Below are 25,507 nucleotides of genomic sequence, written 5' to 3'. Positions count from 1 at the left end.
CGCGGGCAGTCCCTGCGGAGCCCGCGGCGCTCGTGCTAAAGAATGATCGCCCGCGAGCGGTCGCGGCGACCCGAGGGCCCGGCCGGCAACCTCGACCAAGCATCCGCGATGCGCGCAACGGCCTCGATCAACTCCTCCTCCGGTCGTACGTAGGGGATGCGCAGCCACCGGTCGTTGCCGCCTTCGACGCTGAACATCGGGCCCGGGGGGACATGAACGCCGACGGTCTCCAGTTGCGCCGCCAGCTGCGTAGCGCTGCCGCCCGGCAACTGCAGCCACAACGTCATTCCGCCTTCCGGCAGCCGGAAACGCCAGTCCGGCAACCGTTCTTCGATAGCGTGAGCCAGGGCATCGCGGCGCTGGCGAAGTTGCGCGCGACGCATCGCGACGACATCGCCGCTGTCCAGCAACTCGGTCACCACCAGTTGGTCGAAAACCGCCGTGCCCAGGTCGAACTGCAATCGGGCCTTGATAAGCCGCTCGATCAGGTCGTGCGGCGCGCGGATCCAGCCGACGCGCAACCCGCTCCACAGCAACTTCGAAACGCTGCCGATCGTGATCGCGCCCGCTGCGTGCGCAGCGAATGGCAGGGGCACGCCAGCGTCCGTCAGCGCGATGGCCTGCAGCGATTCGTCGACGACCGCGGTCGTGCGCGTGGCCTGCAGCGCGGCGGCGTAGCGTGCGCGCTGCTCGTCGCGCATCAGGAAGCCGGTAGGATTCTGGAAATCGGGGATCAGGTAGGCCAGGTGCGGCCGCGTCTGCCGCAAGGTGGCCTCGATGCCATCCAAGTCCCAGCCCTCCTCCCCTAGCGCATCGGCCATCGGCGACGCGACCAGACGCGCGCCGCCCAGACGCAGCGCCTCGATGGCGTTGGGGTATACCGGCGATTCGATCATCGCCCGGTCGCCCGGCCGCGACAGTGCGCGCGCGACGACCGCCGTGCCGGCCAATGCCCCGGAGGTGACCATGATCTGTTCGGGGTCGGTCGGCAAACCTCGCCGCGCGTACATTTGCGCGATCAGCGCGCGCAAGGTCGGCAGGCCGATTGGCCGGTGGCCCTCGCTTCCCAGGTAGCCGGACAGCCTTTCCAGCGCGCGTTCGTAGGCCGAGGCGATACCTGGAATGGCGGCCGTCGCGGCGCAGTTGAGGTCGATGGCGCCTTCGGCGGCGCGCGCGCCGGCGAGCGGGCGCAGCGAGTGTTCGTGCGCGCGCCGGCGGTCGTCGGGAACCTCGACGAACGTGCCCGCCCCCTGGCGCGCAGTCGCGTAACCCGCGGCGACCAGGTCCGCATAGACGCGGGTCACCGTATTGCGCGAGACGGCGAGCGCCTGGGAGATCGCCCGCTCGCTGGGCAAACGCGTGCCGAGGGGAATGCGGCCGCCGCCGATCAGTTCCTGCAGGGCTTGGCGCAGCCCCCGGTAGGCCGGCTTGCGCGGGAACTGACCGATCAAAGTGGCCAGGTGCTCTGCAGTCATGGATCGATTCATGAGGCCACTATGGCGAAAATGGCTCTACATGAAAGTGCCAATCGTCCAGATACTGGCGCTCATGAACCCCGATACCTCTCCCCTCGGGCTGGCCAATCTCGGCCCTCTCGCCCAACTCCGTGCCGGCCGTCTCCCGGAACGGCTCTTGCGCCTGCTGGCCGGCCTATGGCTCTACGGCGTGTCCAACGCGCTGTTGATGCAAAGCGCGCTCGGCGGCTCGCCGTGGGTCGTATTCCACCAAGGCGCTGCGCGCCAGCTTCCGCTGTCGCTCGGCATGGTCATGGTCCTGGTGGCCGTGGCGGTACTGTTGCTGTGGATTCCGCTGCGGCAGATGCCCGGGCTGGGCACCGTGGCCAACACGCTGTTGCTGGGACCGTTCACCGACCTCAATCTGCGGATTCTGGATGCGCCCGAGTCGTTGCCGTTACGTTGCGCCTGCCTGGTCGGTGGAGTGGCGGTCTGTGCGCTGGCCACCGCGCTCTACGTGGGGGCGCAACTCGGGCCCGGGCCGCGCGACGGCCTGATGACCGGACTCGCACGCCGCACGGGCGGGTCGATCCAGCGTGTGCGCACCGGCATCGAGATGGCGGTGCTGGCGATGGGGGTGGCGTTGGGCGGCACGGCCGGCGTGGGCACCCTGGTATTCGCGCTATGCGTGGGCCCGGTCACGCAGTTCTTCATGCGTTATCTGGTGCTGCGTCTGGCGGAACCGGCCAATGGCTGAAGCGATGGCTGGCGCGCGCTGCCGGCGGTAGCGCTCGGTCGCGCAAGCCCACGCGCCGCAGCCATGACTTGCAGCTCATGCACGCATCCGCGCTCAGCCGCAGCATGGCCCCATGCAGCAGGCGCGCGATCCATGCAAGCGCGCTCGCTGCGGTCCGGTAACGACGCAACGGGGTGCGTCGTTCCTCATCGAAAAGCCGCACACCAGGGGATCCACTTGAAACATCCAGCGCGTCGAAGCTTCCTTCAGCTCGTTCTTGCCTCCATGCTCCTCCTGCAAGCGCCGCTCGCGGTGCAGGCCCATCCCAACGACGCGCCGCCGCCGAACGCCGTCGATCTCGACGCCCTGCTGAAAGACGCGATGGAGGGCACCAAGACGCCCGCACTCGGCGCCCTGGTCATGCGCGACGGCGCGATCGCCCAACAAGCCGTGCGCGGCCTGCGCCGCAGCGATGGAACCGACGCGGTCGGCGCCGACGACGCCTGGCTGATCGGCTCCACCGGCAAACCGATGACGGTCGCGCTGATCGCCAAACTCGTCGATCGCGGCGTGCTGTCCTGGGACGCGCCCTTGGCGACGCTGCTGCCCGACCTGGCCGACACGATGCGCCCGGAATACCGGTCGGTCACCCTGGTCCAGCTGCTCTCGCACCGATCGGGCCTGCCGGAGAACATCCGCGACCTGAAGTTCCTCGACACCTTCTTCGCCGACACCCGGCCCTTGCCGCAACAACGCCTGGCCTTCATCGCCCAGGCCTTGAAGGACGCGCCGGCGGCCGCACCCGGTACCGAATTCAACTACTGCAACACCGGCTTCCTCATCGCGGCCGTCATCGCCGAGCGCACCACCGGGCAGGACTTCGAAGAACTGATGCGCCGCGAAGTCTTCCAGCCGTTGGCCATGGCGAGCGCCGGCTTCGGCCCCACCCCGGCCGGCCAGCCGCTCGGCCACCGCGGCGGCAAGCCGGTGACGACGGCACCGAAAGTGTCCGACGACGGCGTGCCGATGATGTACACCGCGGCCGGAAACATGCACATGAGCCTGGCCGACTGGGCGCGCTTTTGCCTCGACCAACTGGCCGGCAGCCAAGGCCGCGGCAAGTTGCTGACCCCCGCCTCGTATCGGTTGATGCAAACGGCGCAACCCGGCAGCGGCTCGGGCCTGGACTGGGGCGTCCAGGATTCGATTGCAGGACGCCAGGGCCCCGTGCTGGTGCACGGCGGTTCCGACGGCAACTGGCTCGCCTGGGCGGTGCTGTTCCCGAACACGAACACCGGCGCCCTGGTGGTGGCCAACGCCACCGAGGACATGGGCGGCGACAAGGCAACCAAAACCGTGCTCGGTACTTTGTTCCCGACCTTGAGCCCGGCGAAGTAAGCGATGGCGGGATAAGGGCCTGAGTTCACCGCCCGCGAGCTAGCCACTTGAGAACGGTGTCAGAGACACTCAAAACTGTCCCTGACACCGTTCGTGCATCTGTCTCTAAATCACCACACGGGCGACGGACACCCCGGCCAGCACCACGCCGGCAACGGCCAGGGTGTTAGCCCAGTTCCACCCCGGCGACTGCGGGCTGCGCCCAACGAACGTCAACGCGGCCAGGACAGCGGCCAGCGCGAGCGCCCCTGCCGGAACGTGCCAGGAGCCTCCCACCGAGGCGAAACCCACAAGCCCAATCAGCAGGGCTAAAACCCCAGTCGTCATACCGTCCTCGTCGCATCGGCGCCAAGTCGCACCTTATGCCATCCCGGCCTCAGCGCCGGCCATGCCGCACCGCTAAAACCAGGCCGACGGCTCACGATCAACGGACATCAAGCCTCGACGGGAGGCAATCGAGGCTCAACGGCCAAGCACATCGGCCCGCATCGAGACCGATCCGACACTCAGTGCATCCGCCCCGCCCCGGCAGCCCCATCCCCCACCAGCGTCCAAGCACAAGCCGCCAACACCGGATCCAACCGCCGCGCCAAGGCCTGAAACACCTCCCTCAACACGCGATGATCCTGCCCCGCCGGAAACCCGATCTCGATCAATACCTCCGGCTACAGAGTCCGCACGATCCCGTGCAGCTCCCTCTGGAAAGCGGAAAGCGCTTCGAACGCATCGACAGACATGACCACCCCCTCCTGCGGGGGCGCGAACTCGGGCTTGCGGGGCATACGCGGCACTCCTGTCCTTAGGCGGAAAGCCCGCGCGGCACATTGTGCGACCGGCGGGATGTCGGGAGGTTCGAAACCGCGCATAGACGGCGGGCGTATTCCCCTTGCGGGTTTTGTATTAGCCGCCCTCCCGACGCAGGAAGACGCGTCGGCATGCCCAAACATCGGGCATGAAAAACCCACCGTTGACGAAGGTGGGTACCGCTATACGAGGAGTTTCGACGCTCCATGGAGACTACATTGCAGGGTCTGTGGACGCCTGTCAAACGGGCATGTCCGATTCCATAGCCGGACTGCGTATACCTAACAAATCACGTCCTGGTGATTGACGGGCTACACCGATGTCCGCTTTCGGCCCGAAGCAGACATCCGCCGGTGCGTAGGCTCTGCATCCTGCTGGGTCTGGTTACACATCGGCTTGTTAGCCGAACCCAGTCGCCCTAAGATCGAGTCGTATCAAGGGGATAGCCCACTACACGGTGCGCTGTGGATAAATCGTACAACCGGACCCAAGGATCCGGCTATTAGATAGTTGGGCATCGGACGCACCTTTCAGGGGAGATCATGTTCACAGCAATCGCTACGACAGTCATTGGGGCCCTGCTAATTTCGGCGATTCTGGCGTCAATAAAAAGCCGTTGGCTATACGTCATCGCGCCAAAGCTCTACCTAAACACACCGAGCAGCGATGGTCAGATCATCTCAATACAGATCTACAACGCTGGCCTCACCCACGAAGAGGACATCGCGGTCACGTTTAGAAAGGCGTGCAAGTTCGAGCTTATCGGCACATCGAAAAGCACACTCACCGTGGTTGGCAACACACTCTCTATACCTAAGCTCTCGAGGCTCGAGTCAATCACAGTCGTTTTGCTGATCGAGGGCAAGGCGTTCGATCCAATCGACATCGAAAGCATTGAGTCCAAGTCGGCGAAAGGCAAGGTCGTTGAAAGCAAGGAGAAGGCGACCGCCATCTGGCAGAACTTTGTGGCGATACCGATAGTCCTCGCCGTCCTAATCGTGCCCTTCCTTTTCGGTACAGTCGTCGGTGCTGAAGCAGAGACATCAGCCCTTGATTACGTGAATGCAAAACTTGATGTGTTCCGCGAGCGAAAACAGCTTGCGGGATACAAGGTCACCGTTCAGGAGTCCGCGGCGCATGAGGCGCTTGATGGGGCAGTAAAGAAAGGCAACATCGCAATTGAGGCAACGGAGGTTATTCGGCAAGGCGACATCCTCACCATCACGACTCAAATCAAGAACAACATGAAAGAGCCGCTTGTGGTGGAGGGTTTTCTTAAGACCTCCGCCGGAAAGGACGGACCAGTTGATTTCTCTGATGGTCGTTTTGAGAACGTCGCCCTAGGGCCAGGCGAAAGCCGCACGGTCGAGCAGAAGGCTTACCTCCCCGAGAAGCTTCAGACAAAGTTTGTCTTGAACCGGGTGACTGTGGAGAACCTCAAGGGGAGATCCATGTACATCTCCTACCTCATTCAATTCAGCTGATGCCTAACAATTCGTTCAAGCCGGGGCCGCTGCGCGGTGCGGCTTAACTCAAGTGTCAGACGTCATTGGGGCGAGTCCGTGGGACTTCTTGCAGACATCCAAAGCGCCGTTCTTCAAGACCAGTCCGACATCGCGCCCATTCTACTCAAGCTAAGAATGCTAGCCGCGCGACTTGGCAGTCAGTCGCTTGCGGAATGGGTAAAACATGAGTCGGAGGGGTACCCACAAGAAGTCGAGGTTCCCGACTATCGCATCCTAGGAGTTAGCTACAGAGCCACCTTCTTTGGCCCGTTCGGTTCACGAATCAACAACGCGCCGATTTCACCCTATCTGATCGAGAAGTTCGCTGGCAAACACTGGACTCGCTATGAAATGCGGCAAAGCATCGCCGCGGCAGATGAACTGCTCTCCACCTCAGAGAAGGGTAGCTCACTGCAAATTGAAGCTTCGAATCTCATTCTCCTCTTGCAGGGAAAGGTCTATGAGGACTACGCCTGCAACTCAGTCACTGGTACGATCTCGCGCGCGTCCTTGGCCGCCATTAGACACGCTGTTCTGAATCGAATCCTTGAGTTGACACTTGAGATTGAAAAGTCCGTCCCACAGGCGGCAAACGTCTCACTAGCAAATACCGCCGATCTGCCCGGGAGTGCAGCAGGAGTTACCACTCAAATCGCGCAACAGATCATTTACGGCAACTACACTTCTGTGTCGGCCCAAAGCGGCGCCTTCGTCTCCATCTCGATCGACACGGGCAACAAAGAGGCACTGTCTCAATATCTAGTTCAGGCCGGCATTCCTGCAGACGATGCAGGTGCTCTCGCAGATTTGGCCTCTTCTGAGAAGCCAGAGAGTGCGGCCGAGCCGATGGGGCCCAAGGTCAAAGATTGGCTTCTCAATAACCTCAAGAAGGCCGCTGGTGGCACCTGGAAGATCGGCTTGTCAGTGGCCACGGACGTAATCAAGGAAGCGCTCTTGAGGTACTACGGCCTAAAATGACTTCTAAAAACTCATTCAAGCCGATGTCGCTTCGGGGCGCGGCTCACGTTCTGCGTTAGATCATCGTGCGAATTCACGTCGACGTCCCGAAAGAGCTGAATGCCTGCGTCAGGGCGATTGGGGGGCTTACTCCTTGATGACACCCACGGACTAAGAAATCCGACCAAGGCCGACTACTGGTTTCCTGAGGACAATGTCGTCGGTGAGCTCAAGTGCCTCTCTGACAACTACTTTGATGACTGCAGCTTTAGTGAGTGGCTGAATCGTCAGTACCAGGACTGGGTCTACCGCAACTTGGCTCCGCCGATAGTCGGCCGCACCATCGTCAACCTTGCGCGGCTGCCTTCAACTTGCGCACATGAGGTCACTTCATTCCTCCGCAAGAGGCTCGATGGAAGCTTGAAACAAGCAAACACCCAGATTAAGCAGTCACGACTTGAACTTGGAGCTGAGTCGGCCCTAGGTCTTCTTATTCTCGTCAATAACGGCAACGTTGCTTTGCCTCCCGAGATGGCCAGGAACATCGTTGCACGATCGCTACCAAACAAATTCTTTGGCATTAACAGCATCATCCATTTCACCGCAAATATGCCAGGAGATCTGGAACGTATAGACAAGCATATTTTGTTTTTGGCGCGACTGGAACGTAAAAAATATTCGGCCCGCTGTTCCCCAGGATCTCATTGAACGGCTTCGGGCCACCTGGATCGCCAATTACTCCCAGATAGTCGGTGAAACAGTGTCATTATTTCCGGCATCAGCTGACGAGCTATACGACCTGAGGTTCTTTGGACGGTGACTTAAGCCGCTTCGCGCTACGGCTTGATCCAGGCGCTCAATGTCCACTTCTGGCCGGTAGGCGCTAACGACCCGGTGTGCCGTAGAGCGATGGACGACCCGCACAATTCTCAACCAGTCGCGTTAGACCGTTCTCGAAACCACGCCCCGAATTGTCCGTTGTGCGTGAAGCGATGCAATTCGAATTGTTCGGATTCGTGGATGACCTGCCGCCAGCGGGAACACCCATACTTCTTCGGGATTTGTTCCGGCTGATGTTCGGACACCCAACGCGCGGCCGCGTCCAGGTTCACCCAGCCACCGATGGACAGTTTCCAGAAGGCTTTCCTCAACGCTCCGACGATGCCCGCTACGGGCCAGTGAATCTGGCCGCTGGGCCCGATGCCGTTGACCACCATGCCGAGGAACTGGGGCGATTGCATCACTTCGGCAGCTGCCTCCCTTGCAGCATCCATGTGGCCGGCGAAGGTACCCAGTTGTTCGAAGTGTCGGTCGATCTCTGCGCATGAACGGGTAAGTGCATCTTGTGCATGCAGGCATCCATCGACTGTCCAGAGATCATGAGGCTCGATGAAATGGTGTACGAGTGTATTTCGTAGTGTCACTAGTTCGCGTAAATCGGCCTTGAGCGCCTCGTAGCTTTCGGCTGGCTCCGCGGCACTCCGCGACTGCCGAGTGCGGCTAGCGGCAACTTAGCTCCTCCAGTGCAGCGAGTCGTTCGGTCAGCTCCTGATGGAACTGACCCTCCTCGCTATGCGCTACGGCAAGTCTCGCTTGTTCCGTAGCGCCAGGAATGTCGCCTGCGTGCTTTAAGCAGCGACTAAACATGTCGAAGTACGACGCCAGATTCTTTGCTGCGCGCGGATCGCGTTGTGCCTCGGCGAGGGCTTCCCGAGCCGTTTGAAGCGACTGCGGCAGTTCAAGTGCTAACTCAGCCTCGGCCCGGCGGTAGAGTAGCCAGTGGTTGACCTGTCCAGCCGGAACCGCGGCAATTACCTGCAGCGCACGGGCAGGGTCGCCAGCAATTGTATAAGCTTTCGCAATGCCGCGAGCGGAAAATGAGTCCGGCGCTCCCGCCGCGAGCAGCGCTTCAGCGTAAATGAGGCTCAAACCCGACAACCTCCTTGCCAGCGTCGCATCTCCAGAGCGCTGCGCACTCTGCGCGACATTGGCTAGCGATTCGCTGACGCTCAGCAAGTGCCTCCTTCCAATCGATACAGGTGAGACTTCGAACATGTCTCCAACGGCGCTAACCAACTCGAAGCTGATGTGCGGATGCCTGTAGCTGAACTTCGACGTAAAAGCAACGAAGGCGTCATAAAATTGATCGAGCCCTTCGAGTGCTGATTGGCTTATCACTTCCCCAAGTGCCTCTATGCTTCTCTCGTCTCCATTTAGCTGTTCAGCCACCTCAGCGTAGGAACGCAGATTGCTTAACGCTGCCATGGCCACGCGCAGAGGAACGCTGGTCGGATCGCTCACGATCTGCGTGATCAGATAGCGCAATGACTGTTCGCCGGCCTGCTTTGCCTGCTCGGTGGCGTCGTGCTGCGCGCCCAAGTGTGCAATCTGACCATGTGTCGCGTGCCACATGGGCTCCAATTCCAGCAACTGCCGGAACGTCGTCAGTGCCTTGTCTATCTCACCACAGCGGCGATAGGCCTTGCCAAGGTGATGCAAAAGCTCCGCCCTGTTTCTACCCTGAGCACCACCCAAGGCTTTTTCGTACTCCTGAGCGCAGGCCGCGTAGTAGCCGGCACGATCCAGGTGATCCAGGGTATATGCGTATTGCTCGCGCGCATCGATCGTGGATATGAGCGCAGCGAGGCTGCCGTCAGGAATTATCGGTCGGCCTGCGTAGACAGCAAAGACCTCTTGCTTAGCCTCTTCGATCTGCAGCAAGGCATACAGTAACCAATCTGGACCACGCTCTCCGCGTCGATGGTGCTCTGCCAGCAGCTGTGTTCGAGACAGATGAATCTGACGCAGCGCGGATGGGGTCATCTCTCCTTGCAGCTGTTCGATATAGTGCTCGACCTCTGTGATCAGGTCGCTCGTGCCGTCGGCCGTTCGAACGGCTCGACACACCAAGTCATGGACGAGCAGGACGCCAGTCGCGCTCGCTGGCGACAGGAACGCCAGCTTCTGGAGTTCGAACTTTGGCACGTGGCGGATGAAGTGGGTAAGGAATCCGCCGTCATGCATCGCCAGGCCAGTATTCGCAATCCTCTCCAAAGCAGCAAGCGGCGCGCCATCGAGTCGACGCAGAATGCTCCTTAGGATGGAGACGCCGTCGTCTCCACTCAGCGCGTCCGGAGACGCCAGCACGTCCCCATAGAACGCATCGCGTGGGACGCTCTGAGAGTCAATAACGGTTTTGGCAGTAGCCAGCACCAGGGGCAAAAATCCACACGCGTCCACGAAACGCTCACTGATCTCCCTTGCCTGCGCGGGGTCTTCACCGAGAATGCGCATGGCTATTTCCCTGGACACTCGCGGGATTGGCACATGCGATGGTGCACCGGGAACAGCGACTTGGGACGTGACGATCACGACACCGCCTTTATCGAACCCGGACTGGAGTTCCGCGAACACAGCGGGATCCACAGCCTGATCAAGCCGGTCGACCACCAGGATGGTCTTGGCCGAATTGAAGCTGCCCACTACGTTCAAGGGCTTTCCGCCGCGCTGTCGCGTTACGGCAGAGAGCGGGATGTCGGGATGCCAGTCGCCACTGGCTAGCCAGATGTAGTTATCGAAGTTCCCTTCTTCCTGGTGGACGAAATCGATGGCGGCTTGTGTCTTGCCCGTACCACTCAAGCCATGCAGGACTGCTACGGAGCGGCCTCCCGCGAAATGATCGCGCAGAGCAGCGATGACGGCTTCGTTTGATTGATGATTTGCACATTGGGCCGGCAGGCGACCGAAATACTCGAAGTTGTCGAGAGCTTGGCCAAACTCGGGAAAGAACTCTCTGAAAAAGGCCGCCGCGTCCGGCCTCTCGACGGCAAGGTCGTAGATGCGCTTGGCGAGTTCCCGCGCGTCGAGGATGATCAGCGCATCCCCCAACTCTTGCGCCATAGCGGTGCCATTGAACTTTGACCGGAAGGAAGGAATTTCTTCCTCCGTTGACATCAAATAGATTTTGGTCGCACCGGTGCGAGGTCGGTGCTTCTCGGCGCTTTGCACATCCTTCTCAATCTTTTCGTAGACGGGCGCGTCCTCCTTGCCCGTGTTCTTGAAATAGCCGCCCTCAGTACTGTATTGGGCAATGACCGTCGAATCTTCGGAGAACGAGTCGACGGTATACCCGACAAACTTGTAGTCCTTGTTGATGCCATGATGCACAAGTTTCTTGTTCTCCAATAGCTCGATCAGTCCATGCCCCGCCAATTCTAAATGTGTCGGATCCATGGCCGAGATCTCGTCGATCAATCGACTGATAATCCGCTTCTTGATGGATTCGAATAGCATCGACAACCCGCCCCCTGGTCTGCTTTGCGGAAATCCTACCGACTTTCTGTTCGCGAGAGCGGTTTCCCTTCAACACTGAGTAAACCTCAATGCACAGGCGTGACAAATTGTCTGCTACTAATCGGGCTTAGGGCTGCTTCCAGCCGAACTGATCGGATTTAGCATAACCGTCCTCCAACTAACGCAGCGCGGCTGCGAACTCTTTTCCGCTCTCGTATTGACGGCGACCATCAGAACTGGCCGCCGATGAAGGCCGATACTGCCAAGAGCTTCGGATCTTCACTACGCGGACTCCATCACATATGACGCCAAACGTGCGTCAACCGGCCTTGTCCTACGCCATCCCCAAACCGCGTATTCCTGCAGCAGAACGCCCGATTCACACGCTACGGGGATCCAGGACGCGATAGCCGCCGTGCTACGCTCGTTGGAAATCAAAGGAGTGATTTATGTCTGAAAATTCGACCGCCTATGAGACGCTCGTTGCAGTTTTCCGGGACGAACTTGCGATCGAGCCGGCGCGGGTGCATCCGAATGCCTTGTTGGTCGGCGAGTTGGGCTTCGACTCCATCGCGTTCGCGATCGGCCTGGTGTCGATCGAGGAGCGCTTGGGGGTGACGCTGCAGCAGGAGGAACTGATCCGCTGCAAGACCGTCGGCGATGTGACCCGGCTGATCGAACAGACGCGCCATCGCACTGTCGCTTGCGACGCCGGGATTCCCGACGAATCCGCAGTTCCCGCCTAAAGCCCCCGGTCGCCGCGACGGTACGCTCCGTCGCCGGCGCGCGATACCGGAAGATCAAGGATCGATCGCATCATGAGCAGGTTTACCCAGCAGGTATTCGTCTCTGCGCCCGCGTCCGGCCAAGGCCTGGTGACCGGCGAACCGCAGCAGCCGGTGCGGCGCACCTGGCAGCAGATTCATGAGATCGCCCGCCGCATGGCCGGCTCGCTGGCCTCGGCCGGGGTGAAGCCCGGCGACACGGTCGGCGTGCTGGTCGGCGAACCGGCCAGCATCGCGCCGGTGATCCAGGCCATATGGATGCGCGGGGCGTCGGTGACGATGCTGCATCAGCCCGGCCCGCGCTCGGACCTCGCGGCCTGGGCGGAAGACAGCTTCGCGGTGCTCGAAATGATCGGCGCCCAGGTGGTGGTGGTCGGCGACGCGTTCGCGCGCACCACGCCGCTGTTCGGCGCGCAGGGCACCACGGTGCTGGCCGCGGAGACGCTGGCCGAAGGCGCGGCGCTGGCGCCGGTGGATTGCGGCGAGGACGATATCGCCTTCCTGCAGCTCACCTCGGGCTCGACCGGGCTGCCGAAGGCGGTGGCGATCTCGCACCGCAACCTGTACGAAAACGCAGCGGCGATGGTGAGCGCGTCGCGGCTCGACCCGCGCAGCGACGTGCTGGTCAGCTGGCTTCCGCTGTACCACGACATGGGCATGATCGGTTTCATGGTGCTGCCGATGCAGGTCGGCGCGGAAGCGGTTTGCGCGGCGCCCGGGGACTTCCTGCGCTCGCCGCGGCTGTGGCCGGCGCTGATCTCCAAGTACCGCGGGACGATGACCGCGGGGCCGAACTTCGCCTATGCCCTGCTCGCCCGCTATCTGCGCGCGGCGCCCGACGGCGCGTTCGACCTGTCTTCGCTGCGCTTCGTGCTCAGCGGTGCCGAACCCATCGACCACGCCACCGTCGCCGCGGTGATCGAATCCGGCGCCCGCTTCGGGCTGGACGGCAAGGCCTTCATCGCCGCGTACGGAATGGCGGAAGCCACCCTGGCGATCTCGTTCTCCGAGACCGGCGCCGGCATGCAGTTCGATGCGGTCGATCAGGCGGCGATCGAACTCAAGTCGTATGCGTCGCCGCGCACGGACGAGGCCGCGCGCCACCTGGCCCGGCTGGGCAAGCCCCTGCCAGGCATCGAGATCATGGTCGGCGAGATCATGGTCGGCGACGGGCCGGACGCCGGTACTCAGGCGCGGGTGGTCGGCGAGCTCAAGATCCGCGGCGATGCCGTCTCGCGCTACTACCTCACCCAGAACGGCAAGCAGTCGCTGCTCGGCGACGGCGGCTGGTTCAGCACCGGCGACATGGGTTACGTCACCGAAACCGGCGAAGTGGTCGTCTGCGGCCGCTTGAAGGACATGATCATCGTCGCCGGACGCAACATCTTCCCCACCGACATCGAGCGCGCGGCCTGCCGCGTCGACGGCGTGCGCCCGGGCAACGCCATCGCCGTCGCCCTGGCCGCGGCGGGCATACGCGAGGAATTCGCGGTGGTGGTCGAAGCGGCCGACAGCGCCGACCTCGAATCCAGCGCCCGGATCAAAAACGAAGTGTCGGACGCGGTCTATGCGGCGTTCGGCGTCAGCCCGCGGCTGGTGTCGGTGGTGCCGCCGCGCACGCTGCCGAAGACGCCGTCGGGCAAGCCGCGGCGCTCCGCCACCATCAGCATCGTCGAAACCGAGCTGGCCATGTCGCATGGCATGAACCGTCAACGACAACAGGAACAGGTCGGCTAATGAGTCTGCAGATCGAAACCGCGATGTCCGATACCGCCTCGTTCAAGCAGCATCTGGACAAGATCCTGGCGCTGGAGTCGACCCGCCGGATCGTCGACGAGGCCGAAGCCGCGGGCGTGTTCCCGCGCAGCATCGTCGAATTGCTGGGCCGCGAAGGCATCTTCGCCGCCAAGTGGCAGGACCGCCCGGTGCCCGCCTTGGAGCACACCCTGGCCTTGTCCGAGCGCTTCGGCCGGCTCGGCGCCGGCGGCATCGCCTCCGGCGTGACCCTGCACGACTCGGCGATCGCGATGCTGCGCCGGTTCGGCCGTTCCGACCGGCTGCGCGAAGTCGCCGACCAGGCGATCGCCGGCCGGGCCGTGCTGTGCATCTCCGCGACCGAAGCCGGCGCGGGCTCGGACATGCTCGGGCTGGCCTCGACCGCGGTGCGCGAGAACGGCGGCTACCGCCTGCGCGGGCACAAGAAGATGGCCTCGCCTTCGCCGATAGCCGACTACATCGTGCTGGCGCTGCGCGGCACCGACGAAAGCCACGCCGGCCGCGACGATCTGGCGCTGTTCCTGGTGCCGACCTCGCAGTTGCGGGTCGGCAAGCAATTCGCCACGGTCGGCGCCCGCAGCATCAGCACCGCGCCGGTGTTCTTCGACACCTGGGTGCCCGCGGAGATGATGATCGCCCGCCCCGGCACCGGCCTGGCCGTGCTCAGCATGGCCCTGGCCCAGGAGCGCTTCGCCATGGCGGCGCAGATCGTCGGCGCCTGCCAGTTGGCGTTGGGCGTGACCGTCGCGCGGATGAAGCGGCGCAAGTCCTTCGGCGCCACCCTGTTCGACCATCAGGCGCTGCGGCTGCGGGTCGCCGACCTGCAGGCGCGGGTCGACATGATGCGCCTGGCCTTGAACGGGCTGATCGCGGAGGGCGCCGGGTTCAACGTGCGCTCGGCCTCGGCGGCCAAGGTCAGCGTGGTCCGCCTCGGCGGCGAAGTGATGTCCGAGTGCATGCACATTTTCGGCAGCGCCGGCGTGCTGGAGTCGGAGTCGCCGCTGGGCCGCTGGTGGCGCGACGTGAAGATGGCGCGCATCGGCGGCGGCACCGACGAGATGCTGTGGGAGATCGTCGCCGCCGGCCTGGAGCCGGACTACGCCAACTACGACCGGCTGATCGACGAGTGGCAGCCGGAGCAGGCTTTCGGGCTGCAGCCCACCGAACCGCAGGCGACCGAACCGCAGGCCGCCGAACGGCAGGCCGGCTGAGCCTAGGCTCAGCGCCGGCTGCGGCGCGCGACGGCTGCGCCGACGCGTTGCGCGTCGCGGCCGACGAAACCGAGCAGCGCCGAACCGCGGTTGCGCATCCGGTATAGGCCGACGAAGTGCAAGCCGGACGCGCCGATGCCCGCGTCGTGCTGGGGCTGCCCGTCCGAGCCGCGCAGTTCCGGGCTCAGCCAGGACCAGTCGTTGCGGTAGCCGGTCGCCCACAGCACGGTCGATGCTTCGATCCGCTTGCCGTCGGCGGTGACCAGTTGCGTGCCGTCGGCGTCGACCACCCGCTCGACGAAGCTCATGCTGCGAGCCAGTTCGCCGATTTTGGCGCCGACCACCGGGTCGGGCATGGCCAGTCGCCGCGCCAACGGCGTGTTGGTCGGCAGGCGCAGAATGCCGCACTTGGACAGCCACCAGAACGCATCGCGCCCCAGTATCCGCTGCGGCAATCGGGGTTGCTTGCGGCCTTTGCAGACCACCACCTCACGGCTGCCGGCCAGCTCGGTCGCGATCTGCAGGCCCGAGTTCGCCGAGCCGACGACCGCGACCTTGCCGGCGGGAATCTGATCGGGATTGCGGTAAGCGTGCGAATGCAGCTGGGTGACCGACGGTGCCAGCCGCTTGGAAAACTCGGGAACGACCGGAGTCTGGAACGCCCCGACCGCGGCGACGACCTGGCGCGCGGCGATGCGTGCGGTCGGCGTGGTCACCATGAAGCCCCCGTCGGACCGGCCGACCGAAGTCACCCGGTGGCCCAGATGCACCGGCAGCTCGAACCTCGCCGCGTAGCTGCGGAAGTAATGCGGCACTTCGTCCTTGGCCGGGTATCGGTCCGGGTCGCCGGGGAACGGCAGGCCGGGCAGACCGCAGTACCGCGCGGAGGTGAACAGCCGCAGCGAATCCCAGCGATGGGTCCAGGAAACGCCGAGTTCGTTCGCGGCGTCGAGGATGACGAAGTTCACGCCCGCTTGCTTCAGCGTCTGGCCGACGGCGAGGCCGGCCTGGCCCGCGCCGATCACCACGACGTCGACGTCGCTGGGCAGCCCGCCGTTGCCGGCCGATGCGTTGGTGCCGGACATGCTCACTCCACCACCCCGGCGCGAACCGGCGCCGGCGCGGGCAGTACAGATGCGGACGCGCAAAGGCGCGAGGGCGAGCCGCAAGGGCGTGCGTGGGTCATCGGCTGAGCTCCTGGACTGCGGACACGACGTCGGCGAGGTGCTGCGAACTGAACAGACTGTGGTGCGTGCCGGCGACCACGCGCGTGGCCACCGTGCCGCGGGTGCGCGGAGACCAGCCCCAATCGCCCATGGCCTCGTGCGGATGTTCCGCGTATTCGCTGACCCGCCCGTCGCGGGCCCGGATCAGGGCGACGTCCGCGGCCACGACCGGCGGCTGGTAGCTGCGGCAGGCGTTCACGATCTGCGCGAACACCGGATAGACATGATGCAGTTCCGTGTCGAGCAGGTCGGCGCCGGCGGTGTCCTCGCGGAACCAGTCCTGCAAGGTGCCGTCGTCGACCGGGCCGGGCGGCGGGTCGGTCGGCGCCGGAGCGTCGAGCACGATCAACTGCGCGACCTTTTCCCCGGCCGCTTCGAGTTGCGCGGTCATCTCCAGCGCGATCACCGCGCCCGACGACCAGCCCAGGATCGTGTACGGGCCCGGCGCTGCGTCGCGCACCGCGGCCACATAGCCCTGCGCCAGCGCTTCCACGGTGCCGGGCAGCGGCTCGCTGGCCGCGAGCCCGAAACTGGCGCGGTCGAGGTCGCGCGCCAGGTCGCGATAGGCCGCGACCGATCCGCCGGCCGGGTGGACCATGAACATCGCCGGCCCGGCGCCGGGGTGCAGCGGCACCAGGGCGTTGGACCGCCGCTGCCCGGTCATCAGGCTGGCCAGGCGCGCGACGGTGCGCGACTCGATCAGCCCGCCGAGGGACAGCGTGAGCTTGGTCCGCGAACGCAGCGCGGCGACCGCACGCAGCGCGGCGAACGATTGCCCGCCGAGATTGAAGAAGTCGTCGTCGACGCCGATGGTTTCGACGCCCAGCACGTCCTTCCACACGGCGACGATGGTCTGCTCCAGCTCGGTGCGCGGCGCGACGTAAGCAGCGCCGGCGACGACGACCGGTTCGGCGAGCGCGATCAGCGCGCTACGGTCGAGCTTGCCGTTGGAGGTGACCGGCAGGCTCGCGAGCACCGTGACCTGCGCCGGGACCAGGTAACTCGGCAGCCGGTCGACCAGGCTGGCGCGGATCGACTCGCCGTCGCTGGGGCCCGCCCCCTCGTGGGGCACGACGAACGCGCGCAGTTGCTTCTGCCTGGCCTCGCCGGCGACCAGGACGACAGCGTCCTTGACCCGCGGATCGGCGGCCAGCACGTGTTCGACTTCGCCGGGCTCGACCCGATGCCCCTGGATCTTGCATTGCGCGTCGATGCGCCCGATCAGCTCGATATTGCCGTCGGGCAACAAGCGGCCGAGATCGCCGGTGCGATAGATGCGCTCGCCGGTGGCGGGGTGCGTCGTGAACGCCCTCGCGGTCTTGTCGGGGTCGCCCCAATAGCCTTGGGCCAGGCCGACGCCGCCGATATGCAGCTGCCCCGTCGTCCAGGTCGGCGTCTCATTGCCCTGCTCGTCGAGAACGTACCAGGGCTGGTTCGCCATCGGCCGTCCGTAGGGAATGCTGCGCCACCTCGGATCGACCGCATCGATGGGGTGCCAGATCGACCAAATCGACGCCTCGGTCGCGCCGCCCAGGCTGACCACCTTCGCGTTCGGCGCGATCGCCTTGATGTCGTCGGGCAGGGACAGCGCGATCCAGTCGCCGGACAGCATCACCAGGCGCAGCTCGGGCAGTTGCACGCCCTCGGCGCGGGCGACGTCGACCAGCAACTGCATCAGCGGCGGCGCCGAGTTCCACACCGTGACCCCGCGTTCGAGCATCGCCGCCAGCCAGGCGTGCGGGCTGTGGTCGGCCGGATCGGGCAGCACCAGGGTCGCGCCCGCCATCGCCGCACCGAAGATGTCGTAGACCGACAGGTCGAACGACAGCGACGACACCCCGAACAGCACGTCCTCGGCGACGATGCCGAACTCGCCGTTGACGTCGAGAATGGTGTTGATCGGCCCACGGTGATCGAGCGCGACGCCCTTGGGCTGGCCGGTCGAGCCCGAGGTGTAGATGACGTAGGCCAGACCGGACGGATCGAGCTCGGCGGGCAGCACCGTGCCGGCGCAGGCGGCGCCGGCGGAGGCCGCCGCATCGCCGCGGACCGCGACGACGGGCACGCCTTCGCGTTCGCCGCCGTCGCTGCCGTCGACGCAGACGATCGCCGCCGCGCCGATGTCGGTCACCAGTTGGTCGATCCGCTTCTGCGGCCAAGCCGGATCGATCGGCACGTACGCGGCGCCGGCGAGCAGCGCCGCATACACCGCGATCATCTGCGGGACGCCCTTGGCCAGCACGATGGCGACGCGGTCGCCGGGGCGAACGCCCCGGGCGCACAAGACCTTCGCCAAGGATTCGGCGGCCGCGGCCAGTTCGCCGTAGCTCAGCGCGTCGTCGCCGCAGACCACCGCCGGACGCTCGGGCGCGAGGCAGGCGCTTACCTTCAGCCCGTCCGACAGGCGGCCCGCGTGCTGCGGCCGGGTGGGACCGGTTTGCGCCGGCGGCGCCGGACGGTCGGACGACACCAACGTGGCCGTCGCGGTCCAGGCTTGCGGGTCGGCGGCCAAGCGGCGTATCAGCGCTTCGTGCGCGCTGCAGAACGCATCGATGAACCCGGCGGGGAACGCCGCTTCCACGACGTCCCAGACGATTTCGATGCGGCCGCCGCGCAGCGCGAAGAACTGGTGGTCCAGCAACACCTGCGGCGTCGCCAGCTTGCTGTAGACGAACGCCTCCTGCTCGCCGCCGGCCAAGCCGGACGACACCACGAACGGACACGCGGCGCGGCCTTGCGAATGGTGGCGGGAATTCAAGGCGCCGAGCACATCGACGCCCGACCAATCGGTGCGCCCGAGATCGCCGATGATCGTCGCCTGCAGACGGCCGGCCCGTTCCTGCAGGGAGGCGGTGCCGCGCCAATCGAATTCGAGCGGATAGATCGCGCCGAGGTTGCCCAGCACCGACTCGGCGCCCGGGATCCGCCTGAGCAGGCGGCGCGTGATCATCTGATTGAGAATGAAATGGCGCGATCCGCTGAAACGGGCGACGATTTCGCCGTACACCGCCAGCAAGGCCGTCACCGGGCTCATGCCGTGCGCGGCGACGCCGGCGGTGAAGGCGCTCCACGTCGCTGCGTCGACCACCAGCCGGCGCCGGTTCAAACCGGGGTTTCCGTGCAGGCGCAGCAGCGGCAGGTCGGGCGGAGCGGGCAGCGCGGCGATGCGCTCGTCCCAGTAGGCGCGCGCGCGGTCGGCGGCGTCGTGGCGCTGCGCCAACGCCAGCGAAACCTCCGCGATGCCGACCGGGTCGGCGGGCAATTCGGTATCCGGATTCGCGTAGTACTGCTCGATCTCGGACAGCAGGCGCAGGCCCGAGGACTGATCGAGAAACAGGTTGCTGAAGTTGACGTGCAGCCGCACGTCGCTGTCGCCGTAGCGGGTCAGCTGGAAATCGAGCCAGGGCCAACGGTCCATGGGCAGCGGCTGATTCGCCATCCGGTGTCGGATCTGGGCGAGTCCCAGCGTCGTCGCCAGTTCGGACAATCCGCGCAGGTCCCAGACGGATACGCGAGGCGGCTCCACCTCGTCGACCTGGCGCAGCCGCAGATCCGGGGTCACGGCGACGATATTGCGCCGGTGGCGTTCGATCACGCGGCCGATCGCGGCAACGAAGCGGTCGATGTCGAGACCGGGACGCTCCACCTCGAAATAGAGGTGCGGATGCAGCGCATATTCCATGCCGTCGGCGGCGCTGACGACCAGCAGGCGTTGCATGTCGGTCAGCGGGAAGTCGGCACGGCCGGGACTGGCGTCCGGCACGGCCATGGTCCCGTCGTTCGAGGGCGCGCTCACGAGCATTTCTCCTTTGCTCTACACCGGTTCGTCCTGCGGCCGGACACTACATCCCACCCCTGGAAGCGTCAACGGCCGTTTTTGGTTTTCGGAAACCCTTTCACTGTTCCCGACAAAAATATGGGTTAGTCGTGCTGTTTCGCCTTGCGCGTTCGGCGATACGCACCGACCGCCCTGGAGCAGACGGGCAAACCGTCCGCGACCGGCCAGCGATGCATCGAATGACGGCATGCCGGCGACGACGATCCGCGTTCATCTCTTGCGCTCGATGCAGCGTCGATCCGGTAGCCCGCATACCGAAAAACGCAGCGGCGTATGTCGCCCGGACGGCGCGATCCGGCGTGCGCGATTGTCGGGTTCTACCCTGTCGCGTTCTTGATGGGTTCGGATCGATCGGATGCGGCGGATCGGCGTCGCCCTGACCCGGAATTCCGAACCGTCTCACACGCTCGACTGCGCGTCGCCGCCGAGAAAAAATTCGGCGGCGGCGGCGAACACGCGCTGCGGGTCTTCCAACTGCGGAAAATGGCCGACATCGTCCAGCACGACGATATCCGCACGCGGCACGAGTTGCCGATAGCGTTCGGCCATATGCAGTCCGCTGACGGGATCGAGCGCACCGCAGATCAAGCGCACAGGCACCTCGGCCGTTTGCAGCGCACCGACCCAGCGCGCGCGTTCGCGCCGGCGCTCGGCCACGTAGCCGAGCAGCGACGGCACCGCCTGCAGGCCCCGTTCGTGCTGCAGCAAGGCCCAGTACTCGTCGATCTGCGCCTCGCTGAGCGGCCGCGCCGGCGAAAACAAGGCATTGAGACTGCGCGCGAAGCCGCGCCGGCTCATCAGCCCGACCAGGCCAGGGCCGAGCGGCGAAGCGAGCAGTCGCTGGATGAGCCGCGCACGATGGGTTTCCGGGAACAGTCCGCCGTTGAGCAAGCACAGACGAAGGATGCGCAGCGCGGAGTTGCGTTCGTTTCGGGCAAGCAGTTCCTGCGCGACCGTATCGCCGTAATCGTGGGCGAGTACCAACGCGGCGTTCCAGCCGTAATGGTGCGCGACCGCTACGGCCAGATCCGCCTGCTCATGCACGCGGTAGCGGTGGCCGCGGGGTTTGTCGGAAAAGCCCAGGCCCAGCAGATCGAAGGCCAGCACCTCGAAACGCGCGGCCAGCATCGGCCAGATCGGCGCCCAATCCAGGCTGCTGGTCGGGAAACCGTGGATCAGCAGCAGCCGCGGCCCCGCGCCGCCGCGACGGCAGTAGATGCGCCGGCCGCCGACAGTGATGAACTCGCCGGCCTCCCGCCAGCCCCGCAACGCGGCAAAGCGATCGATCGCGCTCATGGCTGGCGGCCGGTAGAAAAGCGACATTTCGCAGACGCCGTTTTCCGGCCCGGGCCGCCGCGCGATCGACCGCGGCGCATCGGATCGCTCCGCCCTACCCCTCGTTCTGCAGGCAGCCCGCTTCGAAACCAAGCCGATGCCGAAGCTGTTCGCATAGCCGATGCCCCCGATTCCCTGATGTGATGACGCGATCTTGCACCACGCTTGCCGGCGCAAGGGCTCAAAGGCTCAACGGAATCTCCAGATAGCTTTCTTCGTACCAGCGCACCCGCACCGGCTCGCCGGCATCCGCCATGCTCTCCCCCGCCACCGCCTTGCCGCTGCCGTAGTTGATCTGCTGCTGCGGATTGCGCAACAGGCTCACCACCGCCACCAGCCGGCTGCCGGGTTGCAGGCGCTTGCTGATCGCGCGGCCGGCTTCGAACTCCAGCACGGTGCGCTGGCCGGGTTGCAGCAGTTTCCGGCGGCTGAGGTCGCCGACGTAGCTGGCGCGGGACTGATAGCGCGAGAGTTCGAAATAGCGCTGGTCGGGCAGTTGCTCGTACAGGGAGATGTTGAAGTCGAAGTCGCGCTTGTTGGTTTCGACTTCCAGGCGGCCGGAGAACAGGCCGCTGAATTCGGCGATGCCGACCGGGTCGCTGACGAAGACCAGGCTGTCGGCGGTGTCGAGTTCGCGGTCGAGGATGGCGCCGCCGGGGACGATGCGGTCGGCGTCGCTGCGGTCGCGCAGGTCGATGGTCTGTTCGACGTAGCCGTCGGCCGCGGCCGGCTCGGCGGCGAAGGCGTGGCGGCCGTCGCCGGCGGCGGCGCCGAAATAGAAACGCTGGCGCCGTTGCGCCATCGCCGCCAGCGAGGGGGCGTGCTTCCAACGGTCGGCGCCCATCACCTGGTAGTTGATGCGGTCGGCCAGCAACGCCGGCTTGGGCGCGTCCTTGAACACGTAGTCGAACCATTGGTAGCGCAGTTCGCCCAGGTCGATCTGCGCTTGCGCATCCAGGGTGTAGCCGCGCAGTTCGGCGCCGGTGGCAACGGTGCCGCGCTGGCCGCTGACGTGGTTGTAGGGGCCGATCACCAGGTAGTGCTCGGCCTGCGGGCGGTAGCGGTAGTGCTGGCGCAGGTAGTACAGGGCGCCGATCTGGGCGCCGTCGTAGTAGCCGGTGGTGGTCAGCACCTTCAAGTCCAGCGCGGCGAATTCGTCGCGGTACGGGATCATCGACTGCCAGTAGGCGTCGTAGTCCGGGTGCGACAGCCAGCGCAGGTAGAACGGATTGGGGGTACGGTCGATCTGCGGCAGTTCGCGGTAGGGGCGGCCGCTGAGGTACCACTGGCGGTGCATGCGGTTCCAGCGCGGATAGTCCTGCAGCGGGGCGTTGTCCACCTGGCGGTTGTTGGTGACGTAGAACGGCCAGTAGTACTGGAAGCCGTAGAAGATGCCGCCTTCCATCGGCACGTCGATGCCGGGCGCGCCGGTCACCGAAGGCATCAGCGCCTTCAGCGCCTTGGGCCGGCGCTTGGCCGCGGCCCATTGGGTGAAGCCCTCGTAGCTGCCGCCGTACATGCCGACCCGGCCGTCGCTCCAGGGCTGCGCGGCGATCCAGTCGATCAGCGCCGCGGCGTCGTCGCCGTCGTGTTCGTAGGGCACCGGGCGGTCGCGGCTGCAGCCTTTGCCGCGGCTGGTGCCGACCACGCCGGCGTAGCCGTGCGAGGCGGTGCGCCGCGCTTCGTTGAAGGTAGGGACCGGGTCGGCGTAGATGGTGAAGTTGAGCAGGGTCGGTTGGCGCGCGGGCGCGTTGCGCTGGCGCAAGATCAGCGCGCAGACGGTGGCGCCGTCGGGCGTGGCCACCGCGACGTCGCGTTGGATCGCGTAACGGCGCGCGTCGTCTTCGGCGATCAGCGCGGGCAGGCGCGGCGCCAGGGCGGCGTAGCTGCGTTCGATCTGGTAGCTGCGGACCAGCGCCAGCGCGGCGTTGCGGTCCAGCCTGGGCCGTTCGCGCAGCGGCGCCAGCGCCTCGGCCAGCGCGCGCCGCTGCCGCGGCAGTTCGGTGGCCTCGAAGTTGAGCACGCGCATGGCCAGGGCGGCGCTGCGGTCGTCCAGGGTCGCGACGGTTTCGGCGAAGGCGCGCGACAGGGCCTGGTCGAAGCGCAGCCCCTGCCCCGCCTGCAGCGCCTTGGCGCGGGCGTACAGCCGGTACTGGGCGAAGTTGGGCCGCACCGGCACCGGGCCCTGGGTGGCGGTGGCGGCGAGCGCGTCCAGGCTGCGCTCGGCGGCGGCGTAGTCGCCGGCCACCAGTTGCAGGCGGAAGCGCTGGTTGAGGTCGCGGCTGCGGTCGTCGTCGCGATGGCCGGCGAGCAATTGTCGCGCCAGCGCCGGCATGGCCGCGTCCAGGCGCGCGTTGTCGTCGGCGACCGCCGCGGGCAGGACATAAGGCGCAGATACCGCGGCGAGCGTCGCCGTCGATGCATGGGCGGCGCACGACAAACCACCGGCGACCAGCGCCGGCAACAGGATGGATCGCAGCATTCGCCCTCCCAGGCGCGACGGATTCCCCAAGGAGATGTCGTCGTCGGCCGAATCGTCGCACAAGTCGCCAGCCGAGAGTAACCGAGTATTCACGACAGCCCTGGATTGCTTAGCCCAGCTAACAAGGCCGGTTAGCGCGCGGGGATTAATCCCGTCAACCGCATCGATATATCGTGCGCACCGACCCGCCGAAAGGAACCGCGATGACGCCGCAAGACTCGCATACAGCCGGAAAAACAGAGGCGCTGATCGCCTTGGCGAAGACCTACTTCGACGCCGCCTATGCCATGGACGCCGACCGATTCGCGCCCCTGTTCGCCCCCACGGCCTCGATCACCCGACGCGGCGACGACGGCGTGGTGGTGACGCCCGTCGCCGCCTGGCTCGATGCGGTGCGCAAACTGACCTCGCCGCAGGACGCAGGCGACGCGCGCGACGACCGGATCCTGTCCATCGCCGTGGCCCGCGACATGGCCCTGCTCCAGTTGCGCCTGCGGATCGCGCCGCGCGAGGTGACCGACCTGCTGTCGTGCTTCTACCTCGACGGACGCTGGCAGATCGTGCAGAAGGTGTTCGTGGCCGAGCAATCGGTCTGAACGAGAGCACGCGGGCGGTTCGGACGCAGTCGGTGCGAGATCGCAGCCTCCCGGGCGGGTCTCGGTTCAACGCCGGCTCGCACGGCGGTTCCACCCGCCTGGCGGCGCGCGCTGGAAGCGCGCCGGCGGCATCCGATGCAAGGTTTCCCGATCTGTAGCCAAGGCGACGCTCCGGGCCCGACAATGGCGGTTTCCGACCCTGGATGTCGCGCATGCGCGCTGCCGCCCTGCTGCTCCTGCTGGCCTCGTTCGGTGCCGATGCCATCGTCATTCGCGACGACGTTCCCGATTCGCGCTATCGGCTGGCGGCCGCCGAGTTCCCGGCGCTGGCGGACATGCCCGGCGAGGGCCATGGGGTGCTGATCGCGCCGGGCTGGGTGGTCACCGCCGCCCATGCCGTCGGTTGGCAGCACGCCGTGGATTCGGTGGTCGTCGGCGGCGCGCCCCGTGCGGTACGGCGCATCGTGGTTCATCCGGGCTACAAGCCACCGCCGCAGGCGATGATCGACGCGGCGCTGAAATCCGGCGATTGGGAGGCCTTCTTCGCCTTCGCCGCGGCGTCCGACGATATCGCCTTGATCGAACTGGCCGAGCCGGTCGCCGATGTCGCGCCGGCGCGCATCTACGACGGCCGGGCCTTGGGCAAGGTAGTCCGGATCATCGGACGCGGCGCCACCGGGACGGGCACGAAGGGGCATTCCCTGCACGGGCCGAACCGGACCGAACTGCGCCAGGGCTATAACCGGATCGACAGCGAGGACGCCCGCTGGATCGGCTATCGCTTCGACGCACCGCCGAAGGCGCTGCCGCTGGAGGCATCGATCGGTAGCGGGGACAGCGGCGGGCCGATCCTGGTCGCCGTGGGCAAACAGTGGCGCGTCGCCGGCCTGACGGCGTGGAAGCGCGGCCAGGTCGAGGGCACCGAACTGCGCCCGGGCCGGTACGGCGAGACCTGTTACGGCGTGCGGCTGGGGAGCTACGCAGGTTGGATCGAAGAGACGATGGCGTCTGGCAGGGATTCCGGGGAAACCGCCGGGCGTTGAAGCGGCCGCACGAACTGGAGTTCAGGCCGACCGCTCCCTTGTAGGAGCGGCGTCCCACGGGGATTTCC

The 25,507-nt window shown here is 65.5% G+C and carries 17 protein-coding genes; 10 read left to right on the top strand and 7 right to left on the bottom strand.

Annotated features, from left to right (window positions below; genetic code table 11):
* Positions 1–35: 35 nt before the first annotated feature.
* Positions 36–1,475 carry a PLP-dependent aminotransferase family protein gene (locus K4L06_RS14935; protein WP_221672144.1) on the bottom strand — a complete coding sequence of 480 codons (1,440 nt, stop codon included), beginning with the start codon at positions 1,473–1,475 and terminating at the stop codon, positions 36–38.
* Between the two features lie 40 nt (positions 1,476–1,515).
* On the opposite strand from K4L06_RS14935, the gene K4L06_RS14930 reads away from it, so the two are divergent.
* The 5 genes from K4L06_RS14930 (at position 1,516) to K4L06_RS14910 (ending at position 7,562) form a co-directional block, all read left to right on the top strand.
* On the top strand, positions 1,516–2,211 hold the full coding sequence (locus K4L06_RS14930) for a hypothetical protein (protein WP_221672143.1): 696 nt from the start codon (positions 1,516–1,518) through the stop codon (positions 2,209–2,211).
* A gap of 132 nt (positions 2,212–2,343) precedes the next feature.
* On the top strand, positions 2,344–3,588 hold the full coding sequence (locus K4L06_RS14925; protein ID WP_221672142.1) for a serine hydrolase domain-containing protein: 1,245 nt from the start codon (positions 2,344–2,346) through the stop codon (positions 3,586–3,588).
* Positions 3,589–4,934: 1,346 nt separating this feature from the next.
* The gene (locus tag K4L06_RS14920) at positions 4,935–5,876 is read left to right on the top strand and encodes a hypothetical protein (RefSeq protein ID WP_221672141.1); all 942 of its coding nucleotides are present in this window, start codon (positions 4,935–4,937) and stop codon (positions 5,874–5,876) included.
* A gap of 78 nt (positions 5,877–5,954) precedes the next feature.
* A complete protein-coding gene (locus K4L06_RS14915) occupies positions 5,955–6,875 on the top strand; it encodes a hypothetical protein (RefSeq protein ID WP_221672140.1) in 921 nt (306 codons plus the stop codon).
* Positions 6,876–6,974: 99 nt separating this feature from the next.
* A complete protein-coding gene (locus K4L06_RS14910) occupies positions 6,975–7,562 on the top strand; it encodes a hypothetical protein (RefSeq protein ID WP_221672139.1) in 588 nt (195 codons plus the stop codon).
* 221 nt (positions 7,563–7,783) lie between these two features.
* On the opposite strand, the gene K4L06_RS22635 is transcribed toward K4L06_RS14910, so the two are convergent.
* Positions 7,784–8,095 (bottom strand): OST-HTH/LOTUS domain-containing protein, encoded by a 312-nt coding sequence (locus K4L06_RS22635; RefSeq protein WP_255595150.1) that lies wholly within the window; start codon positions 8,093–8,095, stop codon positions 7,784–7,786.
* Positions 8,096–8,354: 259 nt separating this feature from the next.
* Positions 8,355–11,147, bottom strand: a complete 2,793-nt coding sequence (locus tag K4L06_RS14900; RefSeq protein ID WP_221672137.1) for a hypothetical protein — start codon at positions 11,145–11,147, stop codon at positions 8,355–8,357.
* A 449-nt stretch (positions 11,148–11,596) separates the two neighbouring features.
* On the opposite strand from K4L06_RS14900, the gene K4L06_RS14895 reads away from it, so the two are divergent.
* The 3 genes from K4L06_RS14895 to K4L06_RS14885 all read left to right on the top strand — a co-directional run bounded on the left by K4L06_RS14895 (position 11,597) and on the right by K4L06_RS14885 (position 14,919).
* The gene (locus K4L06_RS14895) at positions 11,597–11,893 is read left to right on the top strand and encodes an acyl carrier protein (RefSeq protein ID WP_221672136.1); all 297 of its coding nucleotides are present in this window, start codon (positions 11,597–11,599) and stop codon (positions 11,891–11,893) included.
* 72 nt (positions 11,894–11,965) lie between these two features.
* Positions 11,966–13,669, top strand: a complete 1,704-nt coding sequence (locus K4L06_RS14890) for a fatty acyl-AMP ligase (protein ID WP_221672135.1) — start codon at positions 11,966–11,968, stop codon at positions 13,667–13,669.
* Positions 13,669–14,919 carry an acyl-CoA dehydrogenase family protein gene (locus K4L06_RS14885; protein WP_221672134.1) on the top strand — a complete coding sequence of 417 codons (1,251 nt, stop codon included), beginning with the start codon at positions 13,669–13,671 and terminating at the stop codon, positions 14,917–14,919. Before K4L06_RS14890 ends, K4L06_RS14885 begins: the two co-directional genes overlap by 1 nt.
* Positions 14,920–14,927: 8 nt before the next feature.
* Here K4L06_RS14885 and K4L06_RS14880 read toward each other — a convergent pair whose 3' ends face one another.
* The 4 genes from K4L06_RS14880 to K4L06_RS14865 all read right to left on the bottom strand — a co-directional run bounded on the left by K4L06_RS14880 (position 14,928) and on the right by K4L06_RS14865 (position 23,800).
* The gene (locus tag K4L06_RS14880; protein WP_221672133.1) at positions 14,928–16,004 is read right to left on the bottom strand and encodes an NAD(P)/FAD-dependent oxidoreductase; all 1,077 of its coding nucleotides are present in this window, start codon (positions 16,002–16,004) and stop codon (positions 14,928–14,930) included.
* Positions 16,005–16,101: 97 nt separating this feature from the next.
* Positions 16,102–19,941 (bottom strand): non-ribosomal peptide synthetase, encoded by a 3,840-nt coding sequence (locus tag K4L06_RS14875; RefSeq protein ID WP_221672132.1) that lies wholly within the window; start codon positions 19,939–19,941, stop codon positions 16,102–16,104.
* Positions 19,942–20,382: 441 nt separating this feature from the next.
* Entirely contained in the window at positions 20,383–21,279 is an 897-nt protein-coding gene (locus K4L06_RS14870; protein WP_221672131.1) for an alpha/beta hydrolase, read from the bottom strand.
* Between the two features lie 220 nt (positions 21,280–21,499).
* Complete coding sequence (locus K4L06_RS14865) at positions 21,500–23,800, bottom strand: CocE/NonD family hydrolase (RefSeq protein ID WP_221672130.1); 2,301 nt, start codon at positions 23,798–23,800, stop codon at positions 21,500–21,502.
* A gap of 173 nt (positions 23,801–23,973) precedes the next feature.
* Here K4L06_RS14865 and K4L06_RS14860 point away from each other — a divergent pair, with 173 nt between their 5' ends.
* Both K4L06_RS14860 and K4L06_RS14855 read left to right on the top strand, forming a co-directional pair.
* Positions 23,974–24,396 carry a nuclear transport factor 2 family protein gene (locus K4L06_RS14860; RefSeq protein WP_221672129.1) on the top strand — a complete coding sequence of 141 codons (423 nt, stop codon included), beginning with the start codon at positions 23,974–23,976 and terminating at the stop codon, positions 24,394–24,396.
* Positions 24,397–24,608: 212 nt separating this feature from the next.
* Positions 24,609–25,439 (top strand): trypsin-like serine protease, encoded by an 831-nt coding sequence (locus tag K4L06_RS14855; protein WP_221672128.1) that lies wholly within the window; start codon positions 24,609–24,611, stop codon positions 25,437–25,439.
* Positions 25,440–25,507: the final 68 nt, after the last annotated feature.

This window comes from Lysobacter sp. BMK333-48F3 (assembly GCF_019733395.1).
GTDB lineage: Bacteria > Pseudomonadota > Gammaproteobacteria > Xanthomonadales > Xanthomonadaceae > Lysobacter.
The sequence above is the reverse complement of the archived record's forward strand: the minus strand, read 5'-3'. Positions and strand labels throughout refer to the sequence as shown.

Excerpts from the sequence above, each read along its gene's own strand:
- K4L06_RS22635 (WP_255595150.1), bottom strand. The coding sequence starts at position 8,095 with ATGCAATCGCCCCAGTTCCTCGGCATGGTGGTCAACGGCATCGGGCCC.
- K4L06_RS14920 (WP_221672141.1), top strand. The coding sequence starts at position 4,935 with ATGTTCACAGCAATCGCTACGACAGTCATTGGGGCCCTGCTAATTTCG.
- K4L06_RS14935 (WP_221672144.1), bottom strand. The coding sequence starts at position 1,475 with ATGACTGCAGAGCACCTGGCCACTTTGATCGGTCAGTTCCCGCGCAAG.
- K4L06_RS14900 (WP_221672137.1), bottom strand. The coding sequence starts at position 11,147 with ATGCTATTCGAATCCATCAAGAAGCGGATTATCAGTCGATTGATCGAC.
- K4L06_RS14855 (WP_221672128.1), top strand. The coding sequence starts at position 24,609 with ATGCGCGCTGCCGCCCTGCTGCTCCTGCTGGCCTCGTTCGGTGCCGAT.
- K4L06_RS14895 (WP_221672136.1), top strand. The coding sequence starts at position 11,597 with ATGTCTGAAAATTCGACCGCCTATGAGACGCTCGTTGCAGTTTTCCGG.
- K4L06_RS14890 (WP_221672135.1), top strand. The coding sequence starts at position 11,966 with ATGAGCAGGTTTACCCAGCAGGTATTCGTCTCTGCGCCCGCGTCCGGC.
- K4L06_RS14885 (WP_221672134.1), top strand. The coding sequence starts at position 13,669 with ATGAGTCTGCAGATCGAAACCGCGATGTCCGATACCGCCTCGTTCAAG.
- K4L06_RS14930 (WP_221672143.1), top strand. The coding sequence starts at position 1,516 with ATGAAAGTGCCAATCGTCCAGATACTGGCGCTCATGAACCCCGATACC.
- K4L06_RS14880 (WP_221672133.1), bottom strand. The coding sequence starts at position 16,004 with ATGTCCGGCACCAACGCATCGGCCGGCAACGGCGGGCTGCCCAGCGAC.
- K4L06_RS14870 (WP_221672131.1), bottom strand. The coding sequence starts at position 21,279 with ATGAGCGCGATCGATCGCTTTGCCGCGTTGCGGGGCTGGCGGGAGGCC.
- K4L06_RS14865 (WP_221672130.1), bottom strand. The coding sequence starts at position 23,800 with ATGCTGCGATCCATCCTGTTGCCGGCGCTGGTCGCCGGTGGTTTGTCG.
- K4L06_RS14925 (WP_221672142.1), top strand. The coding sequence starts at position 2,344 with ATGCAAGCGCGCTCGCTGCGGTCCGGTAACGACGCAACGGGGTGCGTC.
- K4L06_RS14910 (WP_221672139.1), top strand. The coding sequence starts at position 6,975 with ATGCCTGCGTCAGGGCGATTGGGGGGCTTACTCCTTGATGACACCCAC.